General features: G+C 53.9%; 21 protein-coding genes and 1 pseudogene. 16 read left to right on the forward strand and 6 right to left on the reverse strand.

What is annotated here, in order from left to right; all coding sequences use genetic code 11:
* Window positions 1-32 precede the first annotated feature (32 nt).
* Window positions 33-1,592 carry a HEAT repeat domain-containing protein gene (locus H7C19_RS20415; RefSeq protein ID WP_185670894.1) on the reverse strand — a complete coding sequence of 520 codons (1,560 nt, stop codon included), beginning with the start codon at window positions 1,590-1,592 and terminating at the stop codon, window positions 33-35.
* Window positions 1,593-1,709: 117 nt separating this feature from the next.
* Between H7C19_RS20415 and H7C19_RS20420 the strand changes: the two genes are divergently transcribed.
* From H7C19_RS20420 to H7C19_RS20430, 3 genes are all read left to right on the forward strand, one after another.
* A complete protein-coding gene (locus H7C19_RS20420; RefSeq protein WP_246469624.1) occupies window positions 1,710-2,606 on the forward strand; it encodes an AraC family transcriptional regulator in 897 nt (298 codons plus the stop codon).
* 97 nt (window positions 2,607-2,703) lie between these two features.
* Window positions 2,704-3,375, forward strand: a complete 672-nt coding sequence (locus tag H7C19_RS20425; RefSeq protein ID WP_185670896.1) for a GntR family transcriptional regulator — start codon at window positions 2,704-2,706, stop codon at window positions 3,373-3,375.
* Window positions 3,376-3,469: 94 nt separating this feature from the next.
* A complete protein-coding gene (locus H7C19_RS20430; RefSeq protein ID WP_185670897.1) occupies window positions 3,470-4,141 on the forward strand; it encodes an RraA family protein in 672 nt (223 codons plus the stop codon).
* A gap of 127 nt (window positions 4,142-4,268) precedes the next feature.
* Here H7C19_RS20430 and H7C19_RS20435 read toward each other — a convergent pair whose 3' ends face one another.
* On the reverse strand, window positions 4,269-5,225 hold the full coding sequence (locus tag H7C19_RS20435) for an RNA-guided endonuclease InsQ/TnpB family protein (protein WP_246469625.1): 957 nt from the start codon (window positions 5,223-5,225) through the stop codon (window positions 4,269-4,271).
* A gap of 317 nt (window positions 5,226-5,542) precedes the next feature.
* Between H7C19_RS20435 and H7C19_RS20440 the strand changes: the two genes are divergently transcribed.
* From H7C19_RS20440 to H7C19_RS20460, 5 genes are all read left to right on the forward strand, one after another.
* A complete protein-coding gene (locus H7C19_RS20440) occupies window positions 5,543-6,613 on the forward strand; it encodes a mannonate dehydratase (protein WP_185670898.1) in 1,071 nt (356 codons plus the stop codon).
* Window positions 6,614-6,634: 21 nt separating this feature from the next.
* Window positions 6,635-7,414 carry a glucose 1-dehydrogenase gene (locus H7C19_RS20445; RefSeq protein WP_185670899.1) on the forward strand — a complete coding sequence of 260 codons (780 nt, stop codon included), beginning with the start codon at window positions 6,635-6,637 and terminating at the stop codon, window positions 7,412-7,414.
* Between the two features lie 267 nt (window positions 7,415-7,681).
* Window positions 7,682-8,734: a substrate-binding domain-containing protein gene (locus tag H7C19_RS20450; protein ID WP_185670900.1), complete on the forward strand. Its 1,053-nt coding sequence runs from the start codon at window positions 7,682-7,684 to the stop codon at window positions 8,732-8,734.
* 115 nt (window positions 8,735-8,849) lie between these two features.
* Window positions 8,850-10,337, forward strand: coding sequence for a sugar ABC transporter ATP-binding protein (locus H7C19_RS20455; protein WP_185670901.1), 1,488 nt, complete (start codon window positions 8,850-8,852; stop codon window positions 10,335-10,337).
* An 89-nt stretch (window positions 10,338-10,426) separates the two neighbouring features.
* The gene (locus H7C19_RS20460; RefSeq protein ID WP_221469367.1) at window positions 10,427-11,344 is read left to right on the forward strand and encodes an ABC transporter permease; all 918 of its coding nucleotides are present in this window, start codon (window positions 10,427-10,429) and stop codon (window positions 11,342-11,344) included.
* Between the two features lie 38 nt (window positions 11,345-11,382).
* Here H7C19_RS20460 and H7C19_RS34395 read toward each other — a convergent pair whose 3' ends face one another.
* Window positions 11,383-11,595 (reverse strand): hypothetical protein, encoded by a 213-nt coding sequence (locus H7C19_RS34395; RefSeq protein ID WP_221469382.1) that lies wholly within the window; start codon window positions 11,593-11,595, stop codon window positions 11,383-11,385.
* 33 nt (window positions 11,596-11,628) lie between these two features.
* Between H7C19_RS34395 and H7C19_RS20465 the strand changes: the two genes are divergently transcribed.
* Together H7C19_RS20465 and H7C19_RS20470 are read left to right on the forward strand one after the other, a co-directional pair.
* Window positions 11,629-13,248 (forward strand): cache domain-containing sensor histidine kinase, encoded by a 1,620-nt coding sequence (locus H7C19_RS20465; RefSeq protein WP_313731868.1) that lies wholly within the window; start codon window positions 11,629-11,631, stop codon window positions 13,246-13,248.
* Window positions 13,245-14,843 (forward strand): response regulator, encoded by a 1,599-nt coding sequence (locus H7C19_RS20470; protein WP_185670904.1) that lies wholly within the window; start codon window positions 13,245-13,247, stop codon window positions 14,841-14,843. The genes H7C19_RS20465 and H7C19_RS20470 overlap by 4 nt, the downstream gene beginning before the upstream one ends.
* A 92-nt stretch (window positions 14,844-14,935) precedes the next feature.
* On the opposite strand, the pseudogene H7C19_RS34915 reads toward H7C19_RS20470, so the two are convergent.
* Window positions 14,936-15,034 (reverse strand): annotated as a pseudogene (locus H7C19_RS34915) (carbohydrate ABC transporter permease); the annotation flags it as partial.
* Window positions 15,035-15,076: 42 nt separating this feature from the next.
* On the opposite strand from H7C19_RS34915, the gene H7C19_RS20475 reads away from it, so the two are divergent.
* Both H7C19_RS20475 and H7C19_RS20480 read left to right on the forward strand, forming a co-directional pair.
* Window positions 15,077-15,475, forward strand: a complete 399-nt coding sequence (locus H7C19_RS20475; RefSeq protein WP_246469626.1) for an amidohydrolase family protein — start codon at window positions 15,077-15,079, stop codon at window positions 15,473-15,475.
* A 341-nt stretch (window positions 15,476-15,816) separates the two neighbouring features.
* Entirely contained in the window at window positions 15,817-16,824 is a 1,008-nt protein-coding gene (locus tag H7C19_RS20480) for a zinc-dependent alcohol dehydrogenase (protein ID WP_185670905.1), read from the forward strand.
* 50 nt (window positions 16,825-16,874) lie between these two features.
* Here H7C19_RS20480 and H7C19_RS20485 read toward each other — a convergent pair whose 3' ends face one another.
* Window positions 16,875-18,512 carry a sensor histidine kinase gene (locus H7C19_RS20485; protein WP_185670906.1) on the reverse strand — a complete coding sequence of 546 codons (1,638 nt, stop codon included), beginning with the start codon at window positions 18,510-18,512 and terminating at the stop codon, window positions 16,875-16,877.
* On the reverse strand, window positions 18,509-19,204 hold the full coding sequence (locus H7C19_RS20490; RefSeq protein ID WP_185670907.1) for a response regulator transcription factor: 696 nt from the start codon (window positions 19,202-19,204) through the stop codon (window positions 18,509-18,511). The genes H7C19_RS20485 and H7C19_RS20490 overlap by 4 nt, the downstream gene beginning before the upstream one ends.
* Window positions 19,205-19,422: 218 nt before the next feature.
* Between H7C19_RS20490 and H7C19_RS20495 the strand changes: the two genes are divergently transcribed.
* From H7C19_RS20495 to H7C19_RS20510, 4 genes are read left to right on the forward strand one after another with little or no spacing between them, the layout of a single operon-like run.
* Window positions 19,423-20,256, forward strand: coding sequence for a carbohydrate ABC transporter permease (locus tag H7C19_RS20495; RefSeq protein ID WP_313731871.1), 834 nt, complete (start codon window positions 19,423-19,425; stop codon window positions 20,254-20,256).
* The gene (locus H7C19_RS20500; protein WP_246469627.1) at window positions 20,253-21,122 is read left to right on the forward strand and encodes a carbohydrate ABC transporter permease; all 870 of its coding nucleotides are present in this window, start codon (window positions 20,253-20,255) and stop codon (window positions 21,120-21,122) included. The genes H7C19_RS20495 and H7C19_RS20500 overlap by 4 nt, the downstream gene beginning before the upstream one ends.
* Before the next feature lie 26 nt (window positions 21,123-21,148).
* Window positions 21,149-22,255 carry an efflux RND transporter periplasmic adaptor subunit gene (locus H7C19_RS20505; RefSeq protein ID WP_185670908.1) on the forward strand — a complete coding sequence of 369 codons (1,107 nt, stop codon included), beginning with the start codon at window positions 21,149-21,151 and terminating at the stop codon, window positions 22,253-22,255.
* Window positions 22,256-22,288: 33 nt separating this feature from the next.
* A complete protein-coding gene (locus tag H7C19_RS20510) occupies window positions 22,289-23,713 on the forward strand; it encodes an ABC transporter substrate-binding protein (protein ID WP_185670909.1) in 1,425 nt (474 codons plus the stop codon).
* Window positions 23,714-23,788 lie beyond the last annotated feature (75 nt).

Here is a 23,788-nt window from a genome sequence, read left to right on the forward strand (position 1 = left end):
CCCTCTTCGCATAAGAGGGCTCTTTAAGGAATTTAAAAGGTACTGGCTTTATTCGTATCCGGACACCAACGGGAAGTCCGGTAATATCGGATCAGGACATCGACCGCTTCCTCCGTCCGAAGATAGGTGAGCGCTTCCGCTGCATAAGCTCTGACGTAACGATCTTTGCTATGCAAAGCTTGCGCCAAAGAACGGACGACTTGTTTTGCGTCGCCTTCCTTGCCGGTACGCAGCAATGACAGTGCTGCCGTATAGCCGATCTTATTTATAATATAGCTTTGATTGCTCGCGTACGTGTCATTCGATTTCTGAGTTTCGGTCTCGCCGAGAAGAGATTGTTCCAATATTTTCGTTAAGGAAGGAACGACTTGTCCCGATGCATTTCCGATCATGCCCAATGCTTCGATCGCATTCCGGCGAACCCATTCGCTCTCGTCCTGCAAGCTTGCGATTAATGATGGGACCGCCTCTCCCGCGGAAGGTCCGATCATGCCGAGCACGAATGCCGCGAGCGCCCGCCGTTTTTCATCCTTATGCTCCAGAACCTTGAGCAACCCCGGTACGGCCTCCGCGCCGGCTCCCTGCAGCCCGTAAGCAGCCCGTTCCGCGACCAAAGTTGTCCCACTCGCGATATGACCGATCAATTGTTCGACTCCCTTGGGTCCCACATGACCAAGCGCATAGGCGGCGTTCAAGGCCGTCGTTTCCACCGAATCGTTCAGAAGAAGCCCTAACGCGGAAGCGCTGGCTGCCGCAACCTCTCCAAGCAGTCCCAGTTCGTCCGCAGCCCGCCCCCGAGCGTCCGCATCCTCGGTTGTAAGATCTTGCCGTGCTTGCGACAATCGGGCCGCGTCCGAAGGCGTGCCGCCGTGCCTTGCCGTACGCTCCCCCCGGAGCCAATCCCAAACGTCCTGCCATAGGTTCAGATGGACGGCAGGCGTCCCTTCCGGTACGATCATCTCCTTGCTTTGATGGTTCCAGCTCGGATATTCCGGCGCGCGAAGTCTGACGAACTGGAACTTCAGCATGTAGCGATCCAGATCGGTCACATTAAGCGTTGCTTTATGCCACAAGTCGAAATGGACCAGAACCATCGTTCCCGCCTTGCCTGTCGGCAACAGCGTCTCGCCCCGATCGCCGATAAATTTCTCATAATATTGCGTGCCCGGCATGATGGCGGTCGGTCCCAGCTCTTCCGTAATGTCGTGCGTGTAATAGAAAATCATCGCCCACCACGGCCGGTGGCTGCGCATGGAGGACCAGAAGCCGTCCTTGTGCCATTGCCCGCCGCCCGGCGTCTGGTTCTTCGGCTGGTTGTAATGACAGTGCCTGTGCGGATGCATGTAATAGTCGGGCCCTAGCACGCTCGTTAAGGCGCCTTTGACGACCGGCGTATCGAAAAACTGCTGAATGTCCGGCACCCGTGGCAAAATGTTGTTGCCGGGGTTGCCTTCTTCGTGAAAAACATGATAGATCTCGTTCATGACGCTCTGATGAAGCTGAAGCGGCAAATCGTTCCGAAGCACGAGATAGCCTTTGGCAATGAACTGCAACATTTGCTCATCCGTCAACAAGTATTTGCTATCCAGCATGTTTGATCTCCCCTTAAACGCGGATTTTATTCAACGAAATTGTATCAATCGGCGATTATTGTGTATTTACAGAAACGTCAATAATTTATACAATCGTCATGTAAATTGTTCGAAATTATGGCAAAGGAAGTGGTCGGGAACATGGATTTCGCCGGCTTTCATCCGTATGTGTATTATGCAACCCGGTATCCTTTTTCCAGAGGTCAGGCGAGCCGCAATCGGTTTTGCTACGCTTCCTCGCTTTATTTGATTAGCGAAGGAAAAGGCATCATTCACACATCCGGGCGTACTTATGAAACGCTTCCCGGCTCCCTCGTCTACATGCAGGCCGGACAGCCGCACGATTGGATTGCCGACAGCCACGATCCGATGGTCCATATTTGTTGTTACTTCGATTGGGCATACATGGACCGCCGGGCCGTCTTCACCCAGCCTAGTATCATCTGCTATGACAAAGCCCAGTTGCAGACGTCTTTGATCGGACCTGCATTTCCTCACTTCATCTCTGAGCATTCGAAAGTGGAAAAGAAGCGGATATGGATCGATATGTTCGAGAAGTTTTATACCGATAACGAGTATACAAACGAGCGGACGTTCGTTCGCAGCTTAAAGATCCAGAGCCGTTTTCAGCAGTTTATCGAGCTGTTTCTCGCTTTAGCCCTAAAAGAGGAGCATATCCCCGATCCCCGCATGAATAAGCTGCTTGAACGATTGGATCAGGATCTGGTGCAGGGCGATCTGCAGCCCCTGGCAACATATTATAATGAACTGCACGTAAGTCGAGGCTATTTCTTCGAGCTGTTCAAACAAGCTACCGGCTTGCCTCCCGTACAGTATATCAACCAATTTCGGATGAATCGCGCGAAGGACGATCTGCGCTTTACGAACCTCAGCGTCACGGAAATCGCAGATAAGCACGGATTCTCATCCGTGCATTATTTTTCGAAGCTTTTTCGCCAACTAAGCGGCAGATCGCCGCGGGAGTTCCGTGAAGAGAGCAATGGAGCCCTATGACTGAGGCTTGCATTCGGGTCTGAAAAAACGTAAAATAAACCTCACCTGATATTTCAGATTTTAGATAGGGTTCATTTGACGTGAAAGGAGGAACCGTATGTTCGATCTTGCGCACACCGAGCTTTCGGAGAAAGTCTATCAACTGCTGAAGAAGATGATTTTGAATCGGGAGTTTGTCGGTGGGCAAAGGCTGGATCTTCGCGATCTGGCGCTGAAAATGAATATTAGCCGCACGCCGCTCAACGAAGCGGTGAAAAGGCTCGTTCTTGAAGGGCTGATTGAAGTGAAGCCCAGATCCGGCACGTTCGTCTCGACTCTGGATGTTGTCGCCATTAAGGAAGCGACCGAGATCAGGCGAATGATCGAACAGTGGTGCGTCATTCATTTAAAGCCGCCAAAATCGGAGCAACTTGCGGTTACGCTGGAAGGCATACTTGAACTTGCGCAAGCTTCGTTAGCTGCGGATACGTTCGACTATCAAAGCTTCCTCGAGTTGGACGTCCGTTTTCACATTGAAATCGTCAGAAGCGGCGGCAACCCCCGCATGTTGGAGCAGTACAAGTCGTTGAACAACTTTTTTCATGCGGCGAGAGTTTTTTTCTTTCAAAATTCCGATCGGTCCGTTGCGGGACATCATGAGCATCAAGACATCGTTGCGTCGATCAAGCGTTATGATTTGCAGGAGGCTTCCCGTAAGCTCGAGGAACATATACTGAAAAGCGAATCGATTATGACCGATTATTTGCAAAGTATCGGCGGGGTGCTTTAACGAGCATCTTTATTTTTGCCGCAACAGAAATTTCAGATTATAGATATTAGATTTCGGCATGGGTGAAACCATGATCATAAAGGAGATTGCTCACATGACACAAGCTCACCAAATTGCAGGGTTCGAGTTCGATTTTTTGGAGAAAAATCTGTACTCGGCGGTTATTGCCGACATTTTGGACGATCTTGGGTACCGCCAGCAAACGTTCGGAGCGGGGATTCGCCTGATCGATCCGAGCCTGAAAATCAGCGGCCGCGCCTTTACGGCCCAGGCGGCCAAAGTATTCGATATTCCGGCGGAACCCTACAAGCTTCAGATGAAAGCGATCGATTCCGTATCGTCAGGCGAAGTATTCGTCGTCTCTACGGGAGCTCCGGACGAGGCCGCGTTTTGGGGAGAATTGATCGCGACCGCATGCCGGGCGCGCGGCGGACGGGGAGCGATCGTCGACGGCCTAAGCCGAGATACGGCGAAAATCATGGAGATGAAGTTTCCGCTGGCGACAAGAGGGCAAGTTCCGACGGATTCCAAAGGGCGCATTAATTTGATCGCGTACCAACAACCGATCGAGATCGATGGCGTTCGTATTCGTCCCGGCGATTATGTATTCGCGGATATCGACGGCATCGCCGTCGTTCCTCGGGTGATCGAAGACGAGACGATCCGGAAAGCGATGGAAAAGGTAAGCGGCGAGAACGTCGTCAGAGAAGCGCTTCAGAACGGGATGCTGTGTACGGAAGCTTTCAAAACGTTCGGTATTCTTTGACATTCCACACGGCTAAAGCCGTGGGATTCTTAGCTAGCTGGTGCGTCCGCAGTCCGTTTCCGGTTTGGACAACTGCTAAGTTCGGGGCTGTGCCAACAGCCCATCCTAGGACGGTGCATATAGCATCCTAGGCTGACAGACTGTTACCGTCTGCCACAGGTTGTCGCATGATATTGATGGCTCCAACCCGATCACGGTGCGCATGAAACCCGCATGAACACCTGTACGTTCGGTCAACCGCTTTGTTTCGCTTTCCGCATATAGGGCAAGTTTGCGAGGTATAGGCAGGATTTACTTCTATAATCCGAATACCTGCTAATGCCGCTTTGTATGCGATAAATATTTGCAATTGATAGAACGACCAGTTGTGCAGGTTTTTGGCGTTTTTACGACTTGTTCTTGTCGTCTGGCGAATGTTCGTAAGTTTCTCGACCTTGATGACGGATACTTGTTGTTCTTTCGCCATGTTCACGATCTGCCGGCTGATCTTGTGGTTTTGGTCTTTCATGTAGCGGTGTTCCTTGTTTTGTTGCTTGCGGATGGCTGACAGTTTCTTCAGTTTCCCCAGCTTCCTTCGACGCGAACTGTATTTGCGGCGGATGTACTTATTTTGTCTGCCGCTCCCGACAAACTTGGTTTTACCTGTAGATGTGACCACGACTGCCGGCACTTTCAATCCCAGATCAACACCCATTGTTGAATCGCCGATAGCTTGTCCGGTTTGTATTTCGACGGAAACCTGAACGTACCATTTGCCCGATTTCTCTACGACCTTCAAAAGCCCGCGTTTTCCGCTTGCCAGAAGGTGATTCTCGCGTTCGGACATACGGGATGCGACCCTGAGCCGCTGTACTTTCCCATCCATCAAGACCGGGAATGCGACTGAGTTGCTGTTAATCGAATAATTTTGATTGTTCACGTAGTAGGCTCTACGCCTTAAGATCGGACAGTTCCCTTGCTTATTCGTTTTCTTATGGATGCTTCTTGCATCGCGAATGACTTGATTCCGTATCGCTGAAGGCAGGTTAGCCCTAATGTCTTTTGATGTTAGCTTGGGGAAAATTCCGGCACGTTCTGCTTGCATGGTGAGTCGGTTTACGGCGTCGATATAAGCTGTCCCATGTTTGCGCAACAATGCGGGCTCGACGGGAAATATGCGAATCTGAAACCGTTACGATTTGCATCTATTCGCCTCCCTCAGGAACATTATACCAAACAAGTGTTCGTACCAATAGAGTTGTGACAAAAAGACTTCGTTGATCGCTGAACGAAACGAGAACAGCAAAGATGTAGGACAGTTAAGCTGTCTAGCCTTGTCCAAAGCCGATTCATCCCATGCTTGAAGGCAAGGGCTTCTCGGTTTATCTGTAAGCACCCTACTACGAAAAGGGGAACGGCCAATTGAAGCTCGGACTCGGACTATATCGCGATAGATTAACGAAGGATAATTTCAGATTCGCCAAACAAGCCGGGTGCACGCATATCGTCGCTCATCTGGTCGATTATTATAACGGCATCGACGGCTTGCCATCGACCGACAAGGACCGGAATATGGGCGTCGCGAAGCCCAATGACGAGATTTGGTCTTACGAAAGCCTAGTCGTTTTAAAGAAAGCGATGAACGAAGAAGGCCTGGCATTCGAGGCTATCGAAAATTTCAGCCCGGCGGATTGGCACGACGTGCTGATGGACGGCCCGAAAAGAAACGAGCAGATAGAGCATCTCAAGACGATCATCCGCAACGTGGGCAAAGCGGGGATCCCCATCATCGGTTACAATTTCAGCATTGCCGGCGTATGGGGGCACGTGAACCGTCCGGTCGCCCGTGGAGGCGCCGTCACGGCGACGTTTAACCTTCAGGAAGGACCGGAAGAAACGCCGATCCCTTATGGTCAGATTTGGAACATGACCTATGATTTTAATCCGCCGCAAGGGTTTATTCCTCCTATTTCATCCGAGGAACTGTGGGAAAGGCTGGAACGATTTCTGAAGGAAATCGTTCCGGTAGCGGAGGAAGCCGGCGTCAAGCTGGCGGCCCATCCCGACGATCCGCCGATGCCGACGGTTCGCGGATACGGCCGGCTCGTGAATCAACCGCAGCTGTATCAGAAGCTGCTCGATATCGTTCCCAGCTCCAGCAACGCATTGGAGTTTTGCTTGGGCACGCTTCAGGAGATGACGGACGGCGACATCTACGACACGATCGATCAATACAGCAGACAAAACGCGGTCGGGTACGTGCATTTCCGCAACGTGAAGGGTAAAGTGCCTCGCTATCAAGAGGTATTCGTGGATGAAGGCGACATCGACATGATCCGGGCGCTGCGGGTGTTCAAGAAGAACGGATTCGACGGCGTGTTTATCCCGGACCATACGCCGCAGATGACGTGCAAAGCGCCTTGGCATGCGGGGATGGCTTACGCGCTCGGCTATATGAAAGCTGCGCTGGCGATCGTGAATCAAGAGCAGTAAAACTAGGCGCGGAGGGATTGTATGTTTCCGGACTTAAAAGGAAAAGTAGCGGTCATTACCGGCGCTTCGCAAGGGATCGGGCGCGGGATCGCGATTCGATTCGGGCAAGAGCGGATGAAAGTCGTCGTCAACTATCACAGTAACGAAGAGATGGCCGAGATGACCGTGAAGGAAGTTCAGGCTGCCGGGGGAGAAGCGGTCGCCGTCAAGGCCGACGTAGGCATCGAAAAGGAAATCATCGCCCTCATGAATACGGCGGTCGAAGCCTTCGGCGGCTTGGATGTTCTGGTGAATAACGCCGGCATTCAAACGACGACGCCTTCCCATGAGCTGACCTTGGACGATTGGCACAAAGTGATGGACGTTAATTTGACCGGCGCTTTCGTCGGCTGCCGCGAGACGATCAAATATATGCTGGAGCATGACATTAAGGGCAGCATCTTGAACATTTCGAGCGTTCATCAGAAAATACCGAAGCCTTTTCATGCGCATTATGCGTCCAGCAAAGGCGGATTAAGGATGCTGACCGAGACGTTGGCGCTGGAATACGCCCCGCGAGGCATCCGCGTCAATACGATCGCTCCCGGAGCGATCGTGACGCCGATGAACGAACATATTTTGTCCGATCCGCGACAGAGCCAAGACGTGCTTTCGCTGATTCCGATGAATCGAATCGGCGAGCCCGAGCACATCGCTTCCGCAGCGGCGTGGCTGACTTCGGAAGAAGCCGGCTACGTAACGGGCGTAACCCTTTTTGTAGACGGCGGAATGACGCTATATCCGATTTTCCTCAAAGGGTGAGCAGGTATGAGGCTTCAAAAAAACAATAATAATACAACAAATATAAAGGCGCTCTCGTGTTCGAACGGAATGTTCCTACCTATAATTAAGCTAACAAACATTGCATACGCGACATCAACCCTTTCCAATGTTTGTCCAATGATGAAAGCTTCTAGCCGATGTATGATGGGGGGGCGGAAATTGCAACGCGGAGGTTCCATTTTCAAACCAAAATGTAAGCGGTAACATGAAGAGAGCTTCGCCATCTAACAAGAGGGGTGCATTTCCATGAAACAAGTCAAAAAAGGCGTTGTTTTCGCGCTTATTGCGGCAGTGACATTATCTTTGGCAGCCTGCGGCAATTCCAAATCGAATTCCGAACCGAATAAGCCGTCGTCCAGCGCGGCGTCGAACGCTCCGAATAACAATTCGAATCTTGTCGTTGCCGGCGTCGTGTTCCAAGAAGACCAATTCATGAAGCTGCTATCCCTTGGTTACCAGGATGCCGCCAAAGCCGCCGGCGTCAAAATATTGACGGGCAACACGGCCAACGACCAAGCGAAAGAAGCCGAACTGATCAATACGTATGTCTCGCAAAAAGTGAATGGCATCGCCATATCGCCGCTGAACGAAGAGTCTTCCATCGCCGTATTGAAGAAAGCGGACGAAGCAGGCGTGAAAGTCGCGATCACGAATACCGCGCTGACGAATGCGCCGTTTGCCGTTGGCGGCTATACGTCGGACAACAAAAACATCGGTCAAACCACGGGCAAAGAAGCCGCGCAATATATTCAAGAAAAGCTTGGCGGCAAGGCAAAAATCGCCATTCTCCAATTTAAATCGCTGCTTCCCGAACAAAGCGCCGACCGAGTAAACGGATTCCTGGAAGAAGTGAAAAAAGTCAACCCGGACGTTGAAATCGTAGCGGATCAAGATGCCTGGATTCAAGACAAAGCCGTTGCCGTGACAGGAGATATTCTCACGGCTCACCCGGAAGTGAATCTGATCTATTCAGCCAACGAAGGCGGCACGATCGGCGCAACGATGGCCGCAAAAAATGCCGGAAAAGCAGGCAAAGTGGTTGTTTTCGGCACGGATGCAAGCGACCAACTGGTTTCCATGCTGAAGGACGGCGATAACGTTCTTCAGGCGATTACCGGACAAGATCCTTACGATATCGGATATAAAGCAATGGAACTGCTGATTAAAGGCCTGAAAGGCGAAGATATTAGCGCAAGCAAAGGTAAAACGATCATCGTAGACGGCATCCTGCTCAGCCGTTCCAACCCGGATGGCATTGCCAAATTCGAGGCTGATCTTAAAGCGAAAATGGGCAAGTAACATTGCCGTATCTCCATGAATGAACGGGTTGTCCGGATCGCCGGTCTCTGACAGGGTATCTTGGATTCGGGCAACCTGACATTGACATTATATAGAAAACTGCGAGGGAGAGCCCATGAGCGTATTGGAGACGAACGGCATATCGAAGTTTTATCCCGGCACGGTAGCCTTAAATCGAGTTTCCGTTTCGTTCGAGAGCGGGAAAGTGCATGCGCTCCTTGGAAAGAACGGTTCGGGAAAATCGACTTTGCTCAAAATTTTTTCAGGCGCGGTCGAGCCTTCGCAAGGAGAAGTGATTTTGGACGGCGTACCCTTGAAGTTTCATGATCCGAGCGATGCGCTGACGAAGGGGATTGCAACGGTTTATCAAGAACTGAGCCTTGTGCCCGGCTTGACCGTCGCAGAGAACATTTTTCTTGGTCGAATGCCGACGAAAGGCATGTTCGTGGATTGGAAAAAGACTTACGAGATGGCGGATAAGTTATTAAAAGAGCTTGGCGTAGACATTTCGGCAGATCGAATGGTGTCCGACTTGAGCGTCGGACAAGCGCAAATGATTGAAATCGTGAAGGCGATGAGCTATAACCCGTCGGTGCTCCAACTGGACGAACCGACGTCCGCGTTAGCGAAAAACGAAATCGATTCCTTGTTTAAGATGATCCGGAAGTTAAAAGAGAAAAACGTCATCATTATCTACGTGACGCACCGGCTGCATGAGCTGTGGGAAATCGCGGATACGTGCACAGTATTGCGCGAAGGACACTATATCGGAAAATCATCGATGCAGGAATTGAAACGCAAGGAACTGATCGGCATGATGTTCGGCGAAGTAGAACTCCAAACGCGACCTACGGATTTGACGATAATGAACGAGGTTGTTCTTGAAATAAAAGGGTTAACGCGTAAAAACAAATTCCAGGATGTCTCCTTTCAACTCCGAAAAGGCGAAATCGTCGGAATCGCGGGGATGCTGGGTTCGGGCCGCACGGAGCTGCTGAAATCGATTTTCGGCGCGGATTCCTTCGACAGCGGAGAAATCTATTGCCATGGCAAACGTATGAAGTCTCCGACCCCCGAAAAAATGAAAAAAGCCGGACTTGCTTATACGCCGGAAGATCGAAAGCATGAAGGGCTGATTCAAATCGCTTCGATCAAGGATAATTTGTGCACGGCAAGTTTGAATTCCTTGGCGAAAGGTCCGTTTATTCGCAAAGAAGTCGAGTCCGAGTTCGTTCGAAGGCAAGTGGACGACCTGCAAATCAAGGTGGCGGACGTGACGCATCAAGTATCCTCTTTATCCGGAGGGAACCAGCAGAAGGTCGTTGTCGGCAATTGGTTAAACACGAAGCCAAGCATTATGTTTTTCGACGAACCGACGCGCGGGATCGACGTTAACGCCAAGCAGCAAATTTTCCAGATCATATGGGAGCAGTCGCGTAAAGGCATTTCCAGCATCATGGTTTCATCGGAGCTCGAGGAACTGCTTGAAGTATGTCATCGCATTCTTATTTTAAGAAACGGCCGAATCGCCGGGGAATACGTTCCCGAAGACCTCACGATCGAAGAACTGTATGCGCTTAGCATGGGGGGAGAAGCATCTTGAAATCTAGCATCGCGAATACAAAAGACAATTTGCCTCTTTTCTCTTCGGCAACGAAGAAAATGAGCAAACACGCCTTGGAAATCGTTCTGTTGCTCATTATCATTGTCATGACATTTGTGTCGAACGGCTTTCTTACGACGGACAATCTGCTGAACATTCTTAGGAACATGGCTTTGCAAGGCTGCATCGCCTTTGGCATGACGATGGTCATCATCGCGGGCGAGATCGATCTTTCCATCGGTTCGACGGTTGCCTTAACGGGGGTCATCGTCGGTCTGACTTCCGGCAAGCTTGCCGAGTCTGGCATCATGTCGTTGGATGTTGCCGTTATCGTAGGGATTCTGGTCTCGTTTATCATCGCCGGGCTGATCGGAATGTTCAATGGATGGCTGCTAACGAAATACAAGGTTCCTTCGTTTATTATTACGTTAGCGGTAATGAATATCGTATACGGCATTGCGGCGGTCATTTCCAAGGGATTCCCGGTTACGACATTGCCTTCGTGGTACAATGTACTGGGCGCGGGACAAATTTATAAGATCCCGGTTCCCGCTATCATTTTGCTTGCGGTCTTTGCCCTTATTTTCGTCGTGATGAATTATACCAAGTTCGGCCGTTCCGTTTACGCGGTCGGCGGCAACCCGGAATCCGCACGCTTATCCGGCATTAACGTGAAGAAAGTCAAGATCGTTTGCATGATGGCCGTTCAGCTTTGCGCTGCGCTAAGCGGCGTACTCGTTTCCTCCCAGGTGATGTCCGGCTCCTTCAATTTCGGCAAAGGCTGGGAAATGATCGTCATCTCCTCGGTCATTATCGGGGGAACGAGCTTGTTCGGAGGGGTCGGCAAAGTATGGGGCACCTTTGTCGGTCTTATCTTTCTAGGCGTACTCATAAACGCCATGACGCTGCTCAACGTGAACGAATACATCCAGTATATCGTGCGCGGGTGCTTGATTCTGGCTGCCGTATTGGTGACGACGATTCAACTCATGAGAAGGCGAAGCTGAACCGTTCCATGCGGACGAATGATCCCTTTTCCCTATGATTATAGGGTAAAGGGATTGTTCCATCTCCAGAGGAAGGAATGAGGGGCATCTTTCGAAATATCGGTTTCCGGTTCAAGATGTTCGGCAGCATATTGATCGTAATCCTCGTTCCTTTGATTATCGTAAGCGTCTTGCTTTACAAAAGATCCGAGCATTCCATTACGGAACAAACTTCCAAGGTCGTCATCAGCAGTATCGGGTTTGCCGTTCAAAATATCGATTCCGCGTTGGACAACGTTACCGGAATGAGCAAGCTCATCTTATCGGACAGCCGTCTGCGCTCGCTTGCGGAACAAGAAACGCAACTGGCGCCGGAGAAGAAAAACGAAAAGTACGCAGGGCTTCTCGATCTCCTCGGCTTTATCATTATACGGATCAAAACGATGAACATCATGGAAGGCATCGATTCCTTCGATCTCTATTTGACTCATCAGAATGCGCTCATCGATTCGAAGTCGACTTATTATGAAAACGTGGATACGAATAACGTTGATTTCGTCAAATACGCCCGACAAACGGACGGCGTTGAACGTTGGTTCGTCTCGACGCCCGTCGATTACTATACGTTAAACCGAATCAAGTCCCGTTTGGAATCCGATAAACAGATCACGTACAACAAGGTATTAAAAGACGGGAACGACCGAACGATTGCCGTATTGGCCGCAAACGTAAACGTATCGTACATTAGCGACTATTACCGGAAAATCCAAAGAGGCGTTCCCGGGGATTTCGTTGTTCTGGATGAAGACGCGAACGTCGTGGCGTACTCGGACAAAAGCGTTTTGGGAGCGAAAACCGATCTCAACTCCCGGATTAACGAGCAAATTCGTCGATTAGGACGAGACAGCGGAAGTTTTTTTATTGATGGCCGAAAGCAATTTGTCGTGTATTCCATTTCCCAATATACGCAGTGGAGATACGTCGTTGTAATACCCGCGTCCGAAATTTTGGGGAAAGTGTTCGAATTGAGACAGTTTCTCCTTGTGCTGGTCTCGATCACGGCGTTATTAATATTCGGAGTCACTTACTTCATGTCTCATCTGTTTTACAAACCGTTGCTGAAGCTTGTGAAGGCCATGCAAAAGATCGAAAACCGGAATTTGGATTTCCGGATTAACGACAACCGCAAAGACGAGTTCAGACGCGTGTACCAAGGATTCAACGACATGGCCGGCGAGCTGAGGGTGCTCGTCAAGGACTTGGCGAACGAGAAAATCTTAAAGCAGGAAGCGGAAATCAAGCTGCTGCAGGCGCAAATCAATCCGCATTTTTTGTACAATACGCTCGATTCCATCTACAGCATCGCGAAAATCAATAAAGTCGAAGAAATATCGCAAATGGTAGCCGCTTTATCCAAGTTTTTCAGAATCAGCCTGAGCGGCGGCAGAGAGATGGTGACGTTAAAAGAAGCGGTGAGCTTGGTCGTCAATTATCTAACGATTTTAAATATTCGTTATCGAGGGGAAATCAGCTTCCGCATCGACTTGCCCGATGAGCTTGCAGACTGCCCGGTACCTAAATTGCTCCTTCAACCGATCGTTGAGAACGCTGTCTACCACGGCATCGAAAAAAAGAAGGGACAGGGACATATCTCCGTTACGGCTTCTTCCGATCAAGGACGTTTGCGCCTGATCGTCGAAGACAACGGCATCGGCATGAGCGCGGACAAGTTAAAAGAACTGAGGGAATCTATCGAATCGGGATCGAAGGACGGGGCAACCAGTTTTGCGTTGAGAAATATATACCGGCAAATTCGGCTGAAATACGGGACGGATTACGGCATCGAGATCGAGAGCGCGTATGGCAAAGGAACGAAAGCGACCGTAGAAATCCCGATTCTACCTAAAGAGGTGTTGTCCGAATGACTTCGATGATCGTCGTCGACGATGAAGTGTGGATTCGAGAGAGACTGATCCATACGGTTGATTGGAAGGATCTCGGGATTGGCGAGATTCACGAAGCGAGCTGCGGCGAAGAAGCGCTCGAGAAGGCGCTTCTGTTCGAGCCCGATCTGATGTTGACGGATATCCGCATGCCCAATATGGGAGGACTCGAATTAATTCAAAACTTAAGAGATCAAGGGCTTCACACGAAAGCGATCATTATCAGCGGCTACAGCGATTTCGAATACGCCAAAAAAGCGGTTTCGCTCGGGGCGTTCGACTACATTCTGAAACCGGTGGAGGACGATGATTTGCTTCAAGTCGTCGGAAAATGTCTGGAGCAGATTCAGATCGAAAAGAAAAAGGAAGAGCTCCTGCAAAAGGCGGATACGCAAGTCAACAAAAGGCTGCCCTTGCTGAAAGAAATGTTGTATGTCGACTTGATCAACGGCAAGGTTCAAGACGAACAACAATTTCGCGGAACGTTAATCGACTTTCAGATCGGCAATACGAACCTTAACCATGTTTGCGTTATCTTTCAAATTCAGTCGCCCGACAAATCGTTAGATGCTTGGAACACCGAATTCGTGCAATTCGTCGTACGCAATTTAGCCAGAGACCATCTTCAACCATTCAGCGACAACGATATCGTGTTAACGCATTCCGGAGAGACGGTAGCTATCGTCTCGTCGATCCAAGACAGGGAAGCGATTCGTCGGCATATTGACTCCGTAAGGAGAGAGATCGATCGATTCGTTCACAAAATTTCCGGCTGTTCGATCGATGTGGGGATCGGGGAATCATGTACCGACATCCGGGATATTTCCAGATCATATCGGAATGCCAAGCATTCGTTGCTGCTAAGCGGTTTTCCGGCCGCGGATAACATCACTGCCGCGAAGAAGCCGGTGAGATTGGAGGCCTATAAACATTACGACATTGAAGCGCTTGTCAATTTGGTGAAATTGGGCGATAAGGAAGCGGCGTTAGCCAATTTGGAGCGGTTCGTGGCGGCCAATCCGCTCATCGATCCGACTGAATTGAAGTTTATTTTCATTCATATCATCAACGCGATCACGAGAACGGCAATCGAAGGCAAACATTCCATCGAAGATTTTTCAAGGTTCAGCCTGCAATTTTTCGAATTGCTGCAGCGAGCGCAATGCTTGCGGGAGATCCGGCAGTTGCTTGAAGAAGCGCTATTGATCATCATTGCTTACATGGAAAGGACGCAACAGAAGAAAACGCGAAAAGTGATCGAAAACATCGTGCGATATATGGAGGCTCACTATAACGAACCGATTAATTTGAATGTCATTTCCAAAAAATTCTTTATGAATGCTTCGTATTTAAGCAAAATCTTCAAAGAGGAAATGAACGTTCCGTTCAGCAGATATCTCATGGAATATCGGGTGAGCAAGGCGGCCGAACTTATGAGAGACCCGACGATAAAGATTTATGAAATCGCGAGCATCGTCGGCTATGACGATATCCCTTATTTCACGAAAACGTTCAAGTCGATCAAGGGCGTCACTCCAGTGCAGTACCGGGAAAAGCTAGCAGCTGACAGTAAATAACGATCGAACAACGCCATATGAATCGGAATAAATGAATATGGAACAGCCCTCTTCGCAAGAAGAGGGCTAATCTTATTTGCGCCGCCATTCGATTATGCTTTTACAGCCCCGAGAGTGAGCCCTTTGACGAAATATTTTTGCAGCAGGGGATATGCCAATATGATTGGCCCGATGGAAAGGATACAAGTGGCCGAAACGGACTGACGTTCGACGTCGTCGTATTCCCTAACCATTTGAATCTGGTTCCGCTGCTGTCGGAGAAGTTTCCTAATCTTCGTATCGTTATCGATCATCTGGCCAAACCGCCGTTCGGATCGGACGGTTGGGAGGAATGGGCACGGCAGTTAAAGCAAGCGGCGGAAAATCCGAACGTGTTCGCCAAATTGTCCGGTTTGAACACGGCTGCCGGCAACGGCTGGTCCGCAGAGGTGCTGCGGCCGTGCATCGCCTATGCGATGGACGTCTTTGGCGCGGAACGGTTAATGTTCGGGAGCGATTGGCCGGTGGCCATATTGAACGGCAGTTATGACGAAGTATGGGAAGAAACCCATCTGGCCTTGTCGGAATTTGCCGCATCGGAAAGAGCCGCCGTTTTTGGAGGCACGGCAGCCCGGTTTTATCGGATTCCTTAGATATACACCGAATACCTACGGCCAGGCAGAGAACCTGGCCTTTTTTTTGGCTTGCCTATTAATCTATTGATTTCGTTATTGCCGCCCATCGTCGTTTTAGATAAACAATCGGTTTCTGAGCTAAAGATCGCGCCGACCTGGTATTCTATACTTATAAATAACGCCGGTCCGGGAGACGTCCCGGCAGGCGAGATGGCGCTGTCCGATGCGTTTCCCGTCGCCCATCTGCGCACCGCGGACCGGATCGAGCTGACGCGCCCCCAACCCAATACTATGCCCCGAATATCCGTACGCGTCGGGATGGCGAAGATACGGGCGGAGCGTAAAAGGAGAGATAGTCGATGAACAACAAGCAAATCGTATTCGAGGCGCCATGGCGGGTCGAGGTGCGGGAGACGCCGATTGCGACGGGCGGACTCGGCGCGCATGAGGTGTTGGTAAAGAAGAAGTATACGCTGATCAGCCCGGGAACCGAACTGGCGTGCCTGTCGGGGCGGGAAGGGTGGTTCGGCATGCCGGGCGTGCCCGGCTACGCAGCCGTGAGCGAGATCGTCGAAGTCGGCAGCGGGGTGAAGGACTTCAGCGCCGGCGACCTGGTCTTCCATTACGGCGACCACTCGGCCTATCAGGTCGTCCCGGCGAACGGCGTGTTCCTGCGCGCGCCGCAGAACGTGCCGCCTACGTGGATCCCGTTCGCGCGGATGGCGACGGTCGCGTTCACTTCGATTCGGGTGTCGAACATCGAGCTGGGCGACGCCGTCGTCGTGACCGGGCTGGGTCTCATCGGCAATATGGCGTCTCAGCTGGCCAAGCTGCAGGGCGCGTCCGTGTACGGCATCGATCTGTCGCAGCGTCGTCTGCAGTTGGCCGAGGAGACCGGGATCGACGCGGCGCTGCATCCGGATCGCGCAGACGTCCGCGAAGCGATCCTGCAGCGGACGAACGGCGAAGGCGCGTCCGCGCTGATCGAAGCGACGGGCGTGCCGAAGGCTGCCGTCGACAACTTGCCGCTCCTCGCGAAGTACGGCGAGCTGATCCTGCTCGGCAGTCCGCGCGGGGAATATCAGACCAACGTGACGGAACTGCTCAATTACGTTCATCTGATCAACTATGGCAGCATCTCCATCCGGGGAGCGCACGAATGGCGCTTCCCGGTCGCGCGGGACCCGTTCGTCAAGCACTCGCTCGTGCGGAATTCGCAGATCGTCTTCGACTTGATGGCAAATCGGCAGCTGAAGATCGAGCCGCTGATCAGCCACGTGCTCCGGCCGGAGCAGGCGGCGGAGGCGTATGAGGGCTTAAGGAACGATAAAGAGCGTTACGCCGGCGTCCTGTTCGACTGGGCCTAAGCGGGAGGGACGCTTCGGTACGGATGCGGCGAAGAGAAGACTGCTCCGATTCATAGCGCTTCGGCCCGTGCGTCCCATTCGCCGAAGCGCGCCGCCGCAGGCAGCGTGAAGGCGAACGTCACGCCGTCGCGCTCGTTCGTCGCCTCGCAGCGGCTGCCGTGAAGCTCGAGAATTTGCTTCACGATGGCGAGCCCGATCCCGGTCCCCCCGCTGGACCGGTTGCGCGCCTTGTCGATCCGGTAGAATTGAACCCAGATCCGCGACAACTCCTCCGCCGGAATGGGATCTCCCTCATTATGGACGGACAATCGCCATCCGTCGCCTTCCACCGCGGCCGCGATCGTGACCGTCCCGCCGGCCGGCGCATGCCGGACGGCGTTCGTCACCAGATTCGTCAACACTTGTCCGATTCGGGACCGATCCGCCATCGCGGGGACGGTCCCGTCTGCCGTCGCGGGCAAATCCAGCGCGACCCGAATCTCCCTCCCGGCTCCGAGCGCTTGCGCGCGGCCGGCAGACTCCCGGAGCAGCTCCGCGGCGTCGAACGGCTCCCGATTCAGGCTGTATTGGCCGGCTTCGAGATGGGACAGATCCAGCATGTCGCCGACGATCGCCGACATGCGGCGGGTCTCGTCGAGGATCACCTCCGCGTACTTCTCCCGCTTGGCCCCCGATCCGATGTTGTCCTGCAAGCCTTCCGCATAACCCCCGATCAGGCTGAGCGGCGTCTTGAGCTCGTGCGACACCCCGGTCACGAAGTCGCGGCGCATCCGCTCCAGCGCTTTTTCCTTCTCGATATCTTCCCGCAGCTTGTCGTTGGCCGTCTGGAGCTTCTCGAGCGCCTGCTGCAGGTTGTCCGCCAGGAAATCGAACGTCTGCGCCAGCTTGCCGATCTCGTCCTTGCGCCGCCAGCGGATGCGAGCGGAAAAGTCGAGCGACGCGAGCCGGCCGGCGCGCTCGTTCAAGGAGCGAAGCGGCTTGGTGAGGATGCCGGCATAGAGGAAGGCGAGCAGCGTCACCAGTACGATGGAGATGCCGAACGCGTACCACGAGAAATCGCGGATGACGCTCGCGGCTCCGATGACCGGCTGCAGCGAAGAGGTGGCGAACAGCACGGTTCCGTTGCCCTTGCCGTCTGCATGGATCGGCGCAACCGCGATCAGCTGATCGCCCCCGAACTTCTCCGGTCCGACGCCCTTCGTCCGGTACACCAGCGTCTTGCCCTGCGTCAGCACCCGGTCCGTGGCCTGCGGGTCGTTCCGCCATTCTCGCAGCGCCAGCGTGAACTTCCTCGTTTGCTCGTCGAGTCCCGGGCTGGGCAAATTCAGCAAGGCATCAAGCGGCGAACCGGGCAGCAGGGCGTCGTCGGATGCGCCCGACTCCTGCGCCCCCCTTTGAATCATGGTCATGCCCTCGTTAAACGTCACCAGAGAGATGGACGCGTAATAATCGTTCTCGAATCGGGAGAAGTAGGGAGGGAACCCAGACGGGGGAAACGATGTTACTTCGCTCGCGTACCGGTCTTTGATAAGATTCATCTGCGTCGTAATATCCTTGATCTGCCGGCGTTCGTAGAAGGAGGAGAAGCTGCCCGCAAGCGCCGATAGCAGTCCGCCTATCAGCAGCATCACGGCGAGAAAGGTAATGGCGAACAGCCGGAAGGCGATCGAGTGTCTCCATGCCGTCATGACGCCACCTTCATCCGGTAACCGTTGCCTCGCAGCGTAACGATCCATTCCGCCCGGTCCCCCAGCTTCTGGCGCAGCCGCTTCACATGGGTATCGACCGTCCGGACGTCCCCCTCGTAGTCATAGCCCCAAACGGCGTCCAGCAGCATCTCGCGGCTCAGCACCCGGTTGCGGTTGCGGACGAAGTAGAGCAAGAGATCGAACTCCTTGGGCGACAGCGCAATAGGAGCCCCCTCCAGGAACGTTTCCCTCGCCGTGACGTTCAACACGAGGCCTTCGACGGCCACCGCTTCGGAATCGTCCTCGGCCGCCCCCTCCTTTTTGACGGGTTCCGCCCGTTTCAGCAAAGCTTTGATCTTGGCCGCCAGCACTTTCGGACTGAACGGCTTGGTCATATAGTCGTCGGCGCCGAGGTCGTAACCGAGCAGCTTGTCGTCCTCTTCCGACTTGGCCGTCAGGAAGACGATCGGCACGTTCGACTCGGCCCGGATCGCTTCGCACACATCGTACCCGTCCAGACCGGGCATCAGAATATCGAGCAGGACGAGCTGCGGCCCCTGCAGGCGGAACGTCTCCAGAGCCTTGTCGCCCCGGTCGCACTCGCACCACGCCAGACCCTCCGCTTCCAGATAGTCGGCGATCAACTCCCGGATGCGCCGTTCATCCTCGACAATCAGCACTTTCGGCTGCATGCTCGCTCATCCTTTCCCGTTTTCCGTTCCCCTGCCCTTGGCCCTCTTATTTTAAGTCAGCCCCGGAGGCTTTGTCACGCCGCAGGCTGTCACACGGTTGTCACACAACGCGGCTATGATGGGTTCGAATTCAAGAGCGGACGCGCTGCGGCGCATCCTCGGAAGGAGGCACCCATCTGAAGCGGCCGAGTCTGCAAAGCCGGCGGGACGCGCCGTTCGTGCTGCTGTTCCTGGCGCCGAGCCTGGCGGGATTTCTTCTTTTCTTCATCCTCCCGTTCGGCGCCGTCATCTATTACTCGCTCATCGACAATCCCGTGAGCGGCCATTTTGTCGGTCTCGACAACTACCGGACATTAGAGGCCAGCGGCTCGTTCCGCAAAGCGTTCGTCAATTCCCTGGCCTTTGCCGGCTTTGGCGTCCCTCTGCTCTACGCGGCATCGCTGGGGCTGGCTCTGCTGCTGAGAGGGAAGCTGCCGCTGCGGCAGTCGTTCAGGACGATGTTCCTGATGCCGCTGGTCGTTCCCGTCGCCTCCGTTATCCTAGTCTGGCAGACGCTGTTTCATTGGAAAGGCGCGATCAACGGCTTCTTCCTCCATTGGGGATTCGATCCCGTCGACTGGATGAACACCCGGTGGGCGCTCGCCGTCATGCTGATCGTATTCGTGTGGAAAAACGTCGGCTACAACCTGATTATTTTCCTCGCGGGTCTGTCCAACATCCCGGCGGAGCAGTACGAATCGGCGTCCATCGACGGCGCGGGAGCGGTCCGGCGGTTTCTGCACATCACCTGGCCGGGGCTCGCCCCGACTTCCTTCTTCGTGATCGTCATGAGCATCGTCCAGTCGTTCAAGGTATTCCGCGAGACGTACCTGGTGGCGGGCGCTTACCCGAACGACGCCATCTACACGCTCCAGCACTTCATGAACAACATGTTCCAGTCGTTGGACTATCCGAAGCTGACGGCGGCGGCCGTCCTGCTGTCGATCGTGATCGGGGTCACGGTGTACGTCCTGTTCCGGTTGGAACGCCGGTCCAGGGAGGCGCTGTCATGAGGGATGCGCTGCGCCGGATGTCGACGCTCCTGAAATGGCTGCTGCTGGCCGTGTTCGCGCTGATGATCTTATTCCCCGTCGTCCTGACGGTCAGCAATTCGTTCATGGCCGAGCAGGAGATCGGCCGGCATTACGACGCGCTCGGCGCCGACTCGACCGCCGCCCGGGATCATGCCGCGATTCGGCTCATCCCGGAGCGCGCGACGCTGTCCCAATACAACGAGATCTTGCTTAAGCGGCCGAAATTTCTGCTGCATTTCTGGAATTCGGCGAAGCTGACGCTCCCCATCATCGTCGGTCAGGCCGTTGTCGGCACCTTAGCCGGATACGCGTTCGCCAAGCTGGTTTTCCCCGGGAGAGACAAGCTCTTCTTCGTCTACCTGCTCACGATGCTCATGCCCTTTCAGGTGACGCTCGTGCCGAATTATCTCGTGGCGCAGCAGTTGGGCCTCCTGAAGAGCTACGGAGCGATCGTGCTGCCCGGCATTTTCGCTTCCTTTGGCGTATTCCTGATGCGGCAGTTCATGAGCGGCATCCCGAACGGCTATCTGGAAGCGGCCAAGATCGACGGCGCAGGCCACTTGCGGGCATTCCTGCACATCGTCTTGCCGCTCGTCAAGCCAGGCATCGCCGCCCTCGTCCTCCTGTCGTTCGTGGACAACTGGAATATGGTCGAGCAGCCGCTCCTCTTCCTGACCGAACCGATCCGCCAGCCGTTGTCCGTCTACTTGGCCTTTATCGCCGAAGGGGCGCGCGGGGTCGCGTTCGCCGCATCCGTGCTGTATATGACGCCGATGGTGCTCATCTTCCTCTATGGCGAAGAGCATCTCGTGGAGGGGATTCAGATGTCGGGCATCAAAGGCTAACCGGAAGAAGGAGGTGACATTCGCACATGCAACGACGCAAAAAAGCGCTGCGCTGGATGATCGGCTTGTTTTTCGCCATCCTGCTCGTCTTGACGTTTCTGTCCAGTACGATTCAAGGCTTGTCGCTGCCCAAGGTGTCCGTAGACAAGCCCAAGACGGGCGGACTCGAGCTCACCGTATCGGGCGAAGGGTTCCTCCAGCCGGCCTATACCGCTCAGCTCTACGCGAAGGGGGATTGGACGGTCGTCAAGATCCTCAAAAACAAAAACGACCGTGTGAAGCGCGGCGATCCGCTCCTCACGTTCGATACGTCTTCGACCCAACGAACGCTGGAGGACGAACAGGCCCGCTACGATCAGCAAGAGCTGCAGTTGGCCAAGCTGGCGGATCAACTGAAGACGATGCTGTGGAATGACGATACGGCCGGGATCGACAACCAGAAGCGCGATATCGAAGCGAAGCGATTGGATCTGCAGATGCAGAAGCGCAAGATCGACGATCTGAAGCAGCAGATCGCGGATGGCGGTACGCTGACCTCGCCGGTGGATGGCGTCGTAACGGCGATTAACGCCTCCGAAGGCGTCGCGGCCGGCCGCGGCCAGCCGGTCGTCGAGATCGCCGCCGACAGCTCCGGCTACCAGTTCTCCGTCGTGGCGGATCGCAACGACGCATCCGCGCTTCGCATCGGCGACAAGGTCAGCATACAGCTCGAGGAAACGCCGCGAAGGAACATCGAAGGGAAGATCTCCGCGATCGAGGACGCGGCGGCGGACGCCAGGGGCGCCGGCGCCGAGAGCGGGGCGGAGGAGACCAACAAGAAAATCACGTTCGACGTGAAGGAGGCCAAGCTGCAGCCGGGCCTGAAAGCCTCCGTCAGCATCACGAGTACGAGTCATTCCTTCGGCATGCAAATCCCGAAGTCGGCGCTTCATCAGGACAATAGCGGTTATTACGTCTTCACGGTGAAGGAAAAAGACGGACCGCTCGGCTCCGCCTACTACGTCAGCAAAACCTATCTCCGGATTCAAGACGAGAACAAAGATACGGTCGTGACGGACGGGATGATGCCCAACGAGCAGTTCGTCACGGCATCCAGCGAGCCGCTCGGCGACGGAGACCGCGTACGGTATTGACTTCATTCATCGAATATAAGGGAGGACGACGAAATGAAAAAGCAAGCGAACGGATGGAAGACGGGGGCGCTGATCCTGCTGTGCGCAGCCATGACGGCCTGCGCGGGCGGCAAGGACAAGGGCGGAGCTGGCGGGACGCCTGCCGCCGTAGGCAGCGAGACCGAGAAGTCGAACGGCAAGACGGTCGTGACCATGAGCGTCCTGACCAAGGACCGCTATCTGGCGGAAGCGGAGCAAAAATTCGAAGCGGCGCATCCCGACATCGACATCGTCTTCGACGAGCTTGTGCCGATGGACACGAGCGAAGTCGGCGGCAAAATGGTCATGCGGCAAGGCGGTGGGGCGGAATCGGAAAAGGAGAAGCAAGACGCGGAGAAGTATGCGAATAACGTCAACACGGCCATCATGTCGGGCAACGCGGCGGACATCATCTCCGTCGAAAATCTTCCTTTCGACAAGTACGCGGAGAAAGGGCTGTTGGCGGATTGGAACGCGCTGGCCGGAAAAGACGGCAGCTTCCGCAAGTCCGATTATTACGAGAATATTTTCAAAGGGCTGTCGCAAGGGGACCAGTGGTACGGCATTCCGACCTCGTTCACCCTGGACGTCATGCACGGGAACGCCGAGCTGCTGAAGCAGCATCAATTGGACGATAAGACCTGGACATGGGACCAGTTCGTCGATCTGCTCTCCAAGACGAAAACCGACGGTAAATTTGGCTTGGCCGCCATACCGCCCGAATCGCTGCTCGGGTACCTCGTCGGATCGGTATACGGACAATTGGTGAAGAACGACGGCAAGTCCTGGACATTCGATGTCGCCGCGTTCGAAGCGTACATGGAGAAAATCAAGAAGCTGTACGACACCGGTCTGGCGACGTCGGAGATGATGGGGCCGGACACGGCGAACTTTAATCAAATGAACATGAATTCTCCGATGGATGTCGTGCTGATGCCGCAGATGGGCGGCAAATCGCAGGCGATGCTTCGCCCGCCGGGGATCGGACAGGACGAGGGCATTCCGTTCAAGTCGGGTCGGGTGCTCAGTCTGAACGCCAAATCGAAAGTGCAGGACGCGGCCTGGTCTTTCGTTAAATTCCTGCTCTCCGAAGAGATGCAATCCTCGATGTCTCTGATGCAATTCCCCGTCAACCAGGCTGCGCTCAAAAACAAGCTGGTCGAGACGAAGAACATGCTGGAAGGCAAAGGCGGAGGGGGAAAAAAGGGGGGGATTCAAATCAAAAACAAGGACGGCACCACGCTCCAGCCGAAGCTGAGCGATGAAGATATTATGCGCGTGGTGAACCTGATGCCGTCCGTAAGCAAATATAGCAATCAGAATCCGAAAGTGCTGGCCATGATCGCCGAAGAATCCGCCGCTTACTTCTCCGGCAGCAAGTCGGCCGACGCGGTGGCCAAATCGCTCGCGAGCCGGATCGGCACTTATCTGAACGAATAGTTTGCTCGGCGAAGGGGCGACGAGCGCGGGGGCGAGCCTTGCGCGATCGCGCAAAAGAAATGCGCGGCCGGTCGC

The sequence above is a fragment of the Cohnella nanjingensis genome, from assembly GCF_014212125.1.
GTDB classification, from domain to species: Bacteria; Bacillota; Bacilli; order Paenibacillales; family Paenibacillaceae; genus Cohnella; species Cohnella nanjingensis.

Excerpts from the sequence above, each read along its gene's own strand:
- H7C19_RS20415 (WP_185670894.1), bottom strand. The coding sequence starts at position 1,592 with ATGCTGGATAGCAAATACTTGTTGACGGATGAGCAAATGTTGCAGTTC.
- H7C19_RS20420 (WP_246469624.1), top strand. The coding sequence starts at position 1,710 with ATGGCAAAGGAAGTGGTCGGGAACATGGATTTCGCCGGCTTTCATCCG.
- H7C19_RS20425 (WP_185670896.1), top strand. The coding sequence starts at position 2,704 with ATGTTCGATCTTGCGCACACCGAGCTTTCGGAGAAAGTCTATCAACTG.
- H7C19_RS20430 (WP_185670897.1), top strand. The coding sequence starts at position 3,470 with ATGACACAAGCTCACCAAATTGCAGGGTTCGAGTTCGATTTTTTGGAG.
- H7C19_RS20435 (WP_246469625.1), bottom strand. The coding sequence starts at position 5,225 with ATGCAAGCAGAACGTGCCGGAATTTTCCCCAAGCTAACATCAAAAGAC.
- H7C19_RS20445 (WP_185670899.1), top strand. The coding sequence starts at position 6,635 with ATGTTTCCGGACTTAAAAGGAAAAGTAGCGGTCATTACCGGCGCTTCG.
- H7C19_RS20450 (WP_185670900.1), top strand. The coding sequence starts at position 7,682 with ATGAAACAAGTCAAAAAAGGCGTTGTTTTCGCGCTTATTGCGGCAGTG.
- H7C19_RS20455 (WP_185670901.1), top strand. The coding sequence starts at position 8,850 with ATGAGCGTATTGGAGACGAACGGCATATCGAAGTTTTATCCCGGCACG.
- H7C19_RS20465 (WP_313731868.1), top strand. The coding sequence starts at position 11,629 with ATGAGCAAGCTCATCTTATCGGACAGCCGTCTGCGCTCGCTTGCGGAA.
- H7C19_RS20470 (WP_185670904.1), top strand. The coding sequence starts at position 13,245 with ATGACTTCGATGATCGTCGTCGACGATGAAGTGTGGATTCGAGAGAGA.
- H7C19_RS20480 (WP_185670905.1), top strand. The coding sequence starts at position 15,817 with ATGAACAACAAGCAAATCGTATTCGAGGCGCCATGGCGGGTCGAGGTG.
- H7C19_RS20485 (WP_185670906.1), bottom strand. The coding sequence starts at position 18,512 with ATGACGGCATGGAGACACTCGATCGCCTTCCGGCTGTTCGCCATTACC.
- H7C19_RS20490 (WP_185670907.1), bottom strand. The coding sequence starts at position 19,204 with ATGCAGCCGAAAGTGCTGATTGTCGAGGATGAACGGCGCATCCGGGAG.
- H7C19_RS20500 (WP_246469627.1), top strand. The coding sequence starts at position 20,253 with ATGAGGGATGCGCTGCGCCGGATGTCGACGCTCCTGAAATGGCTGCTG.
- H7C19_RS20505 (WP_185670908.1), top strand. The coding sequence starts at position 21,149 with ATGCAACGACGCAAAAAAGCGCTGCGCTGGATGATCGGCTTGTTTTTC.
- H7C19_RS20510 (WP_185670909.1), top strand. The coding sequence starts at position 22,289 with ATGAAAAAGCAAGCGAACGGATGGAAGACGGGGGCGCTGATCCTGCTG.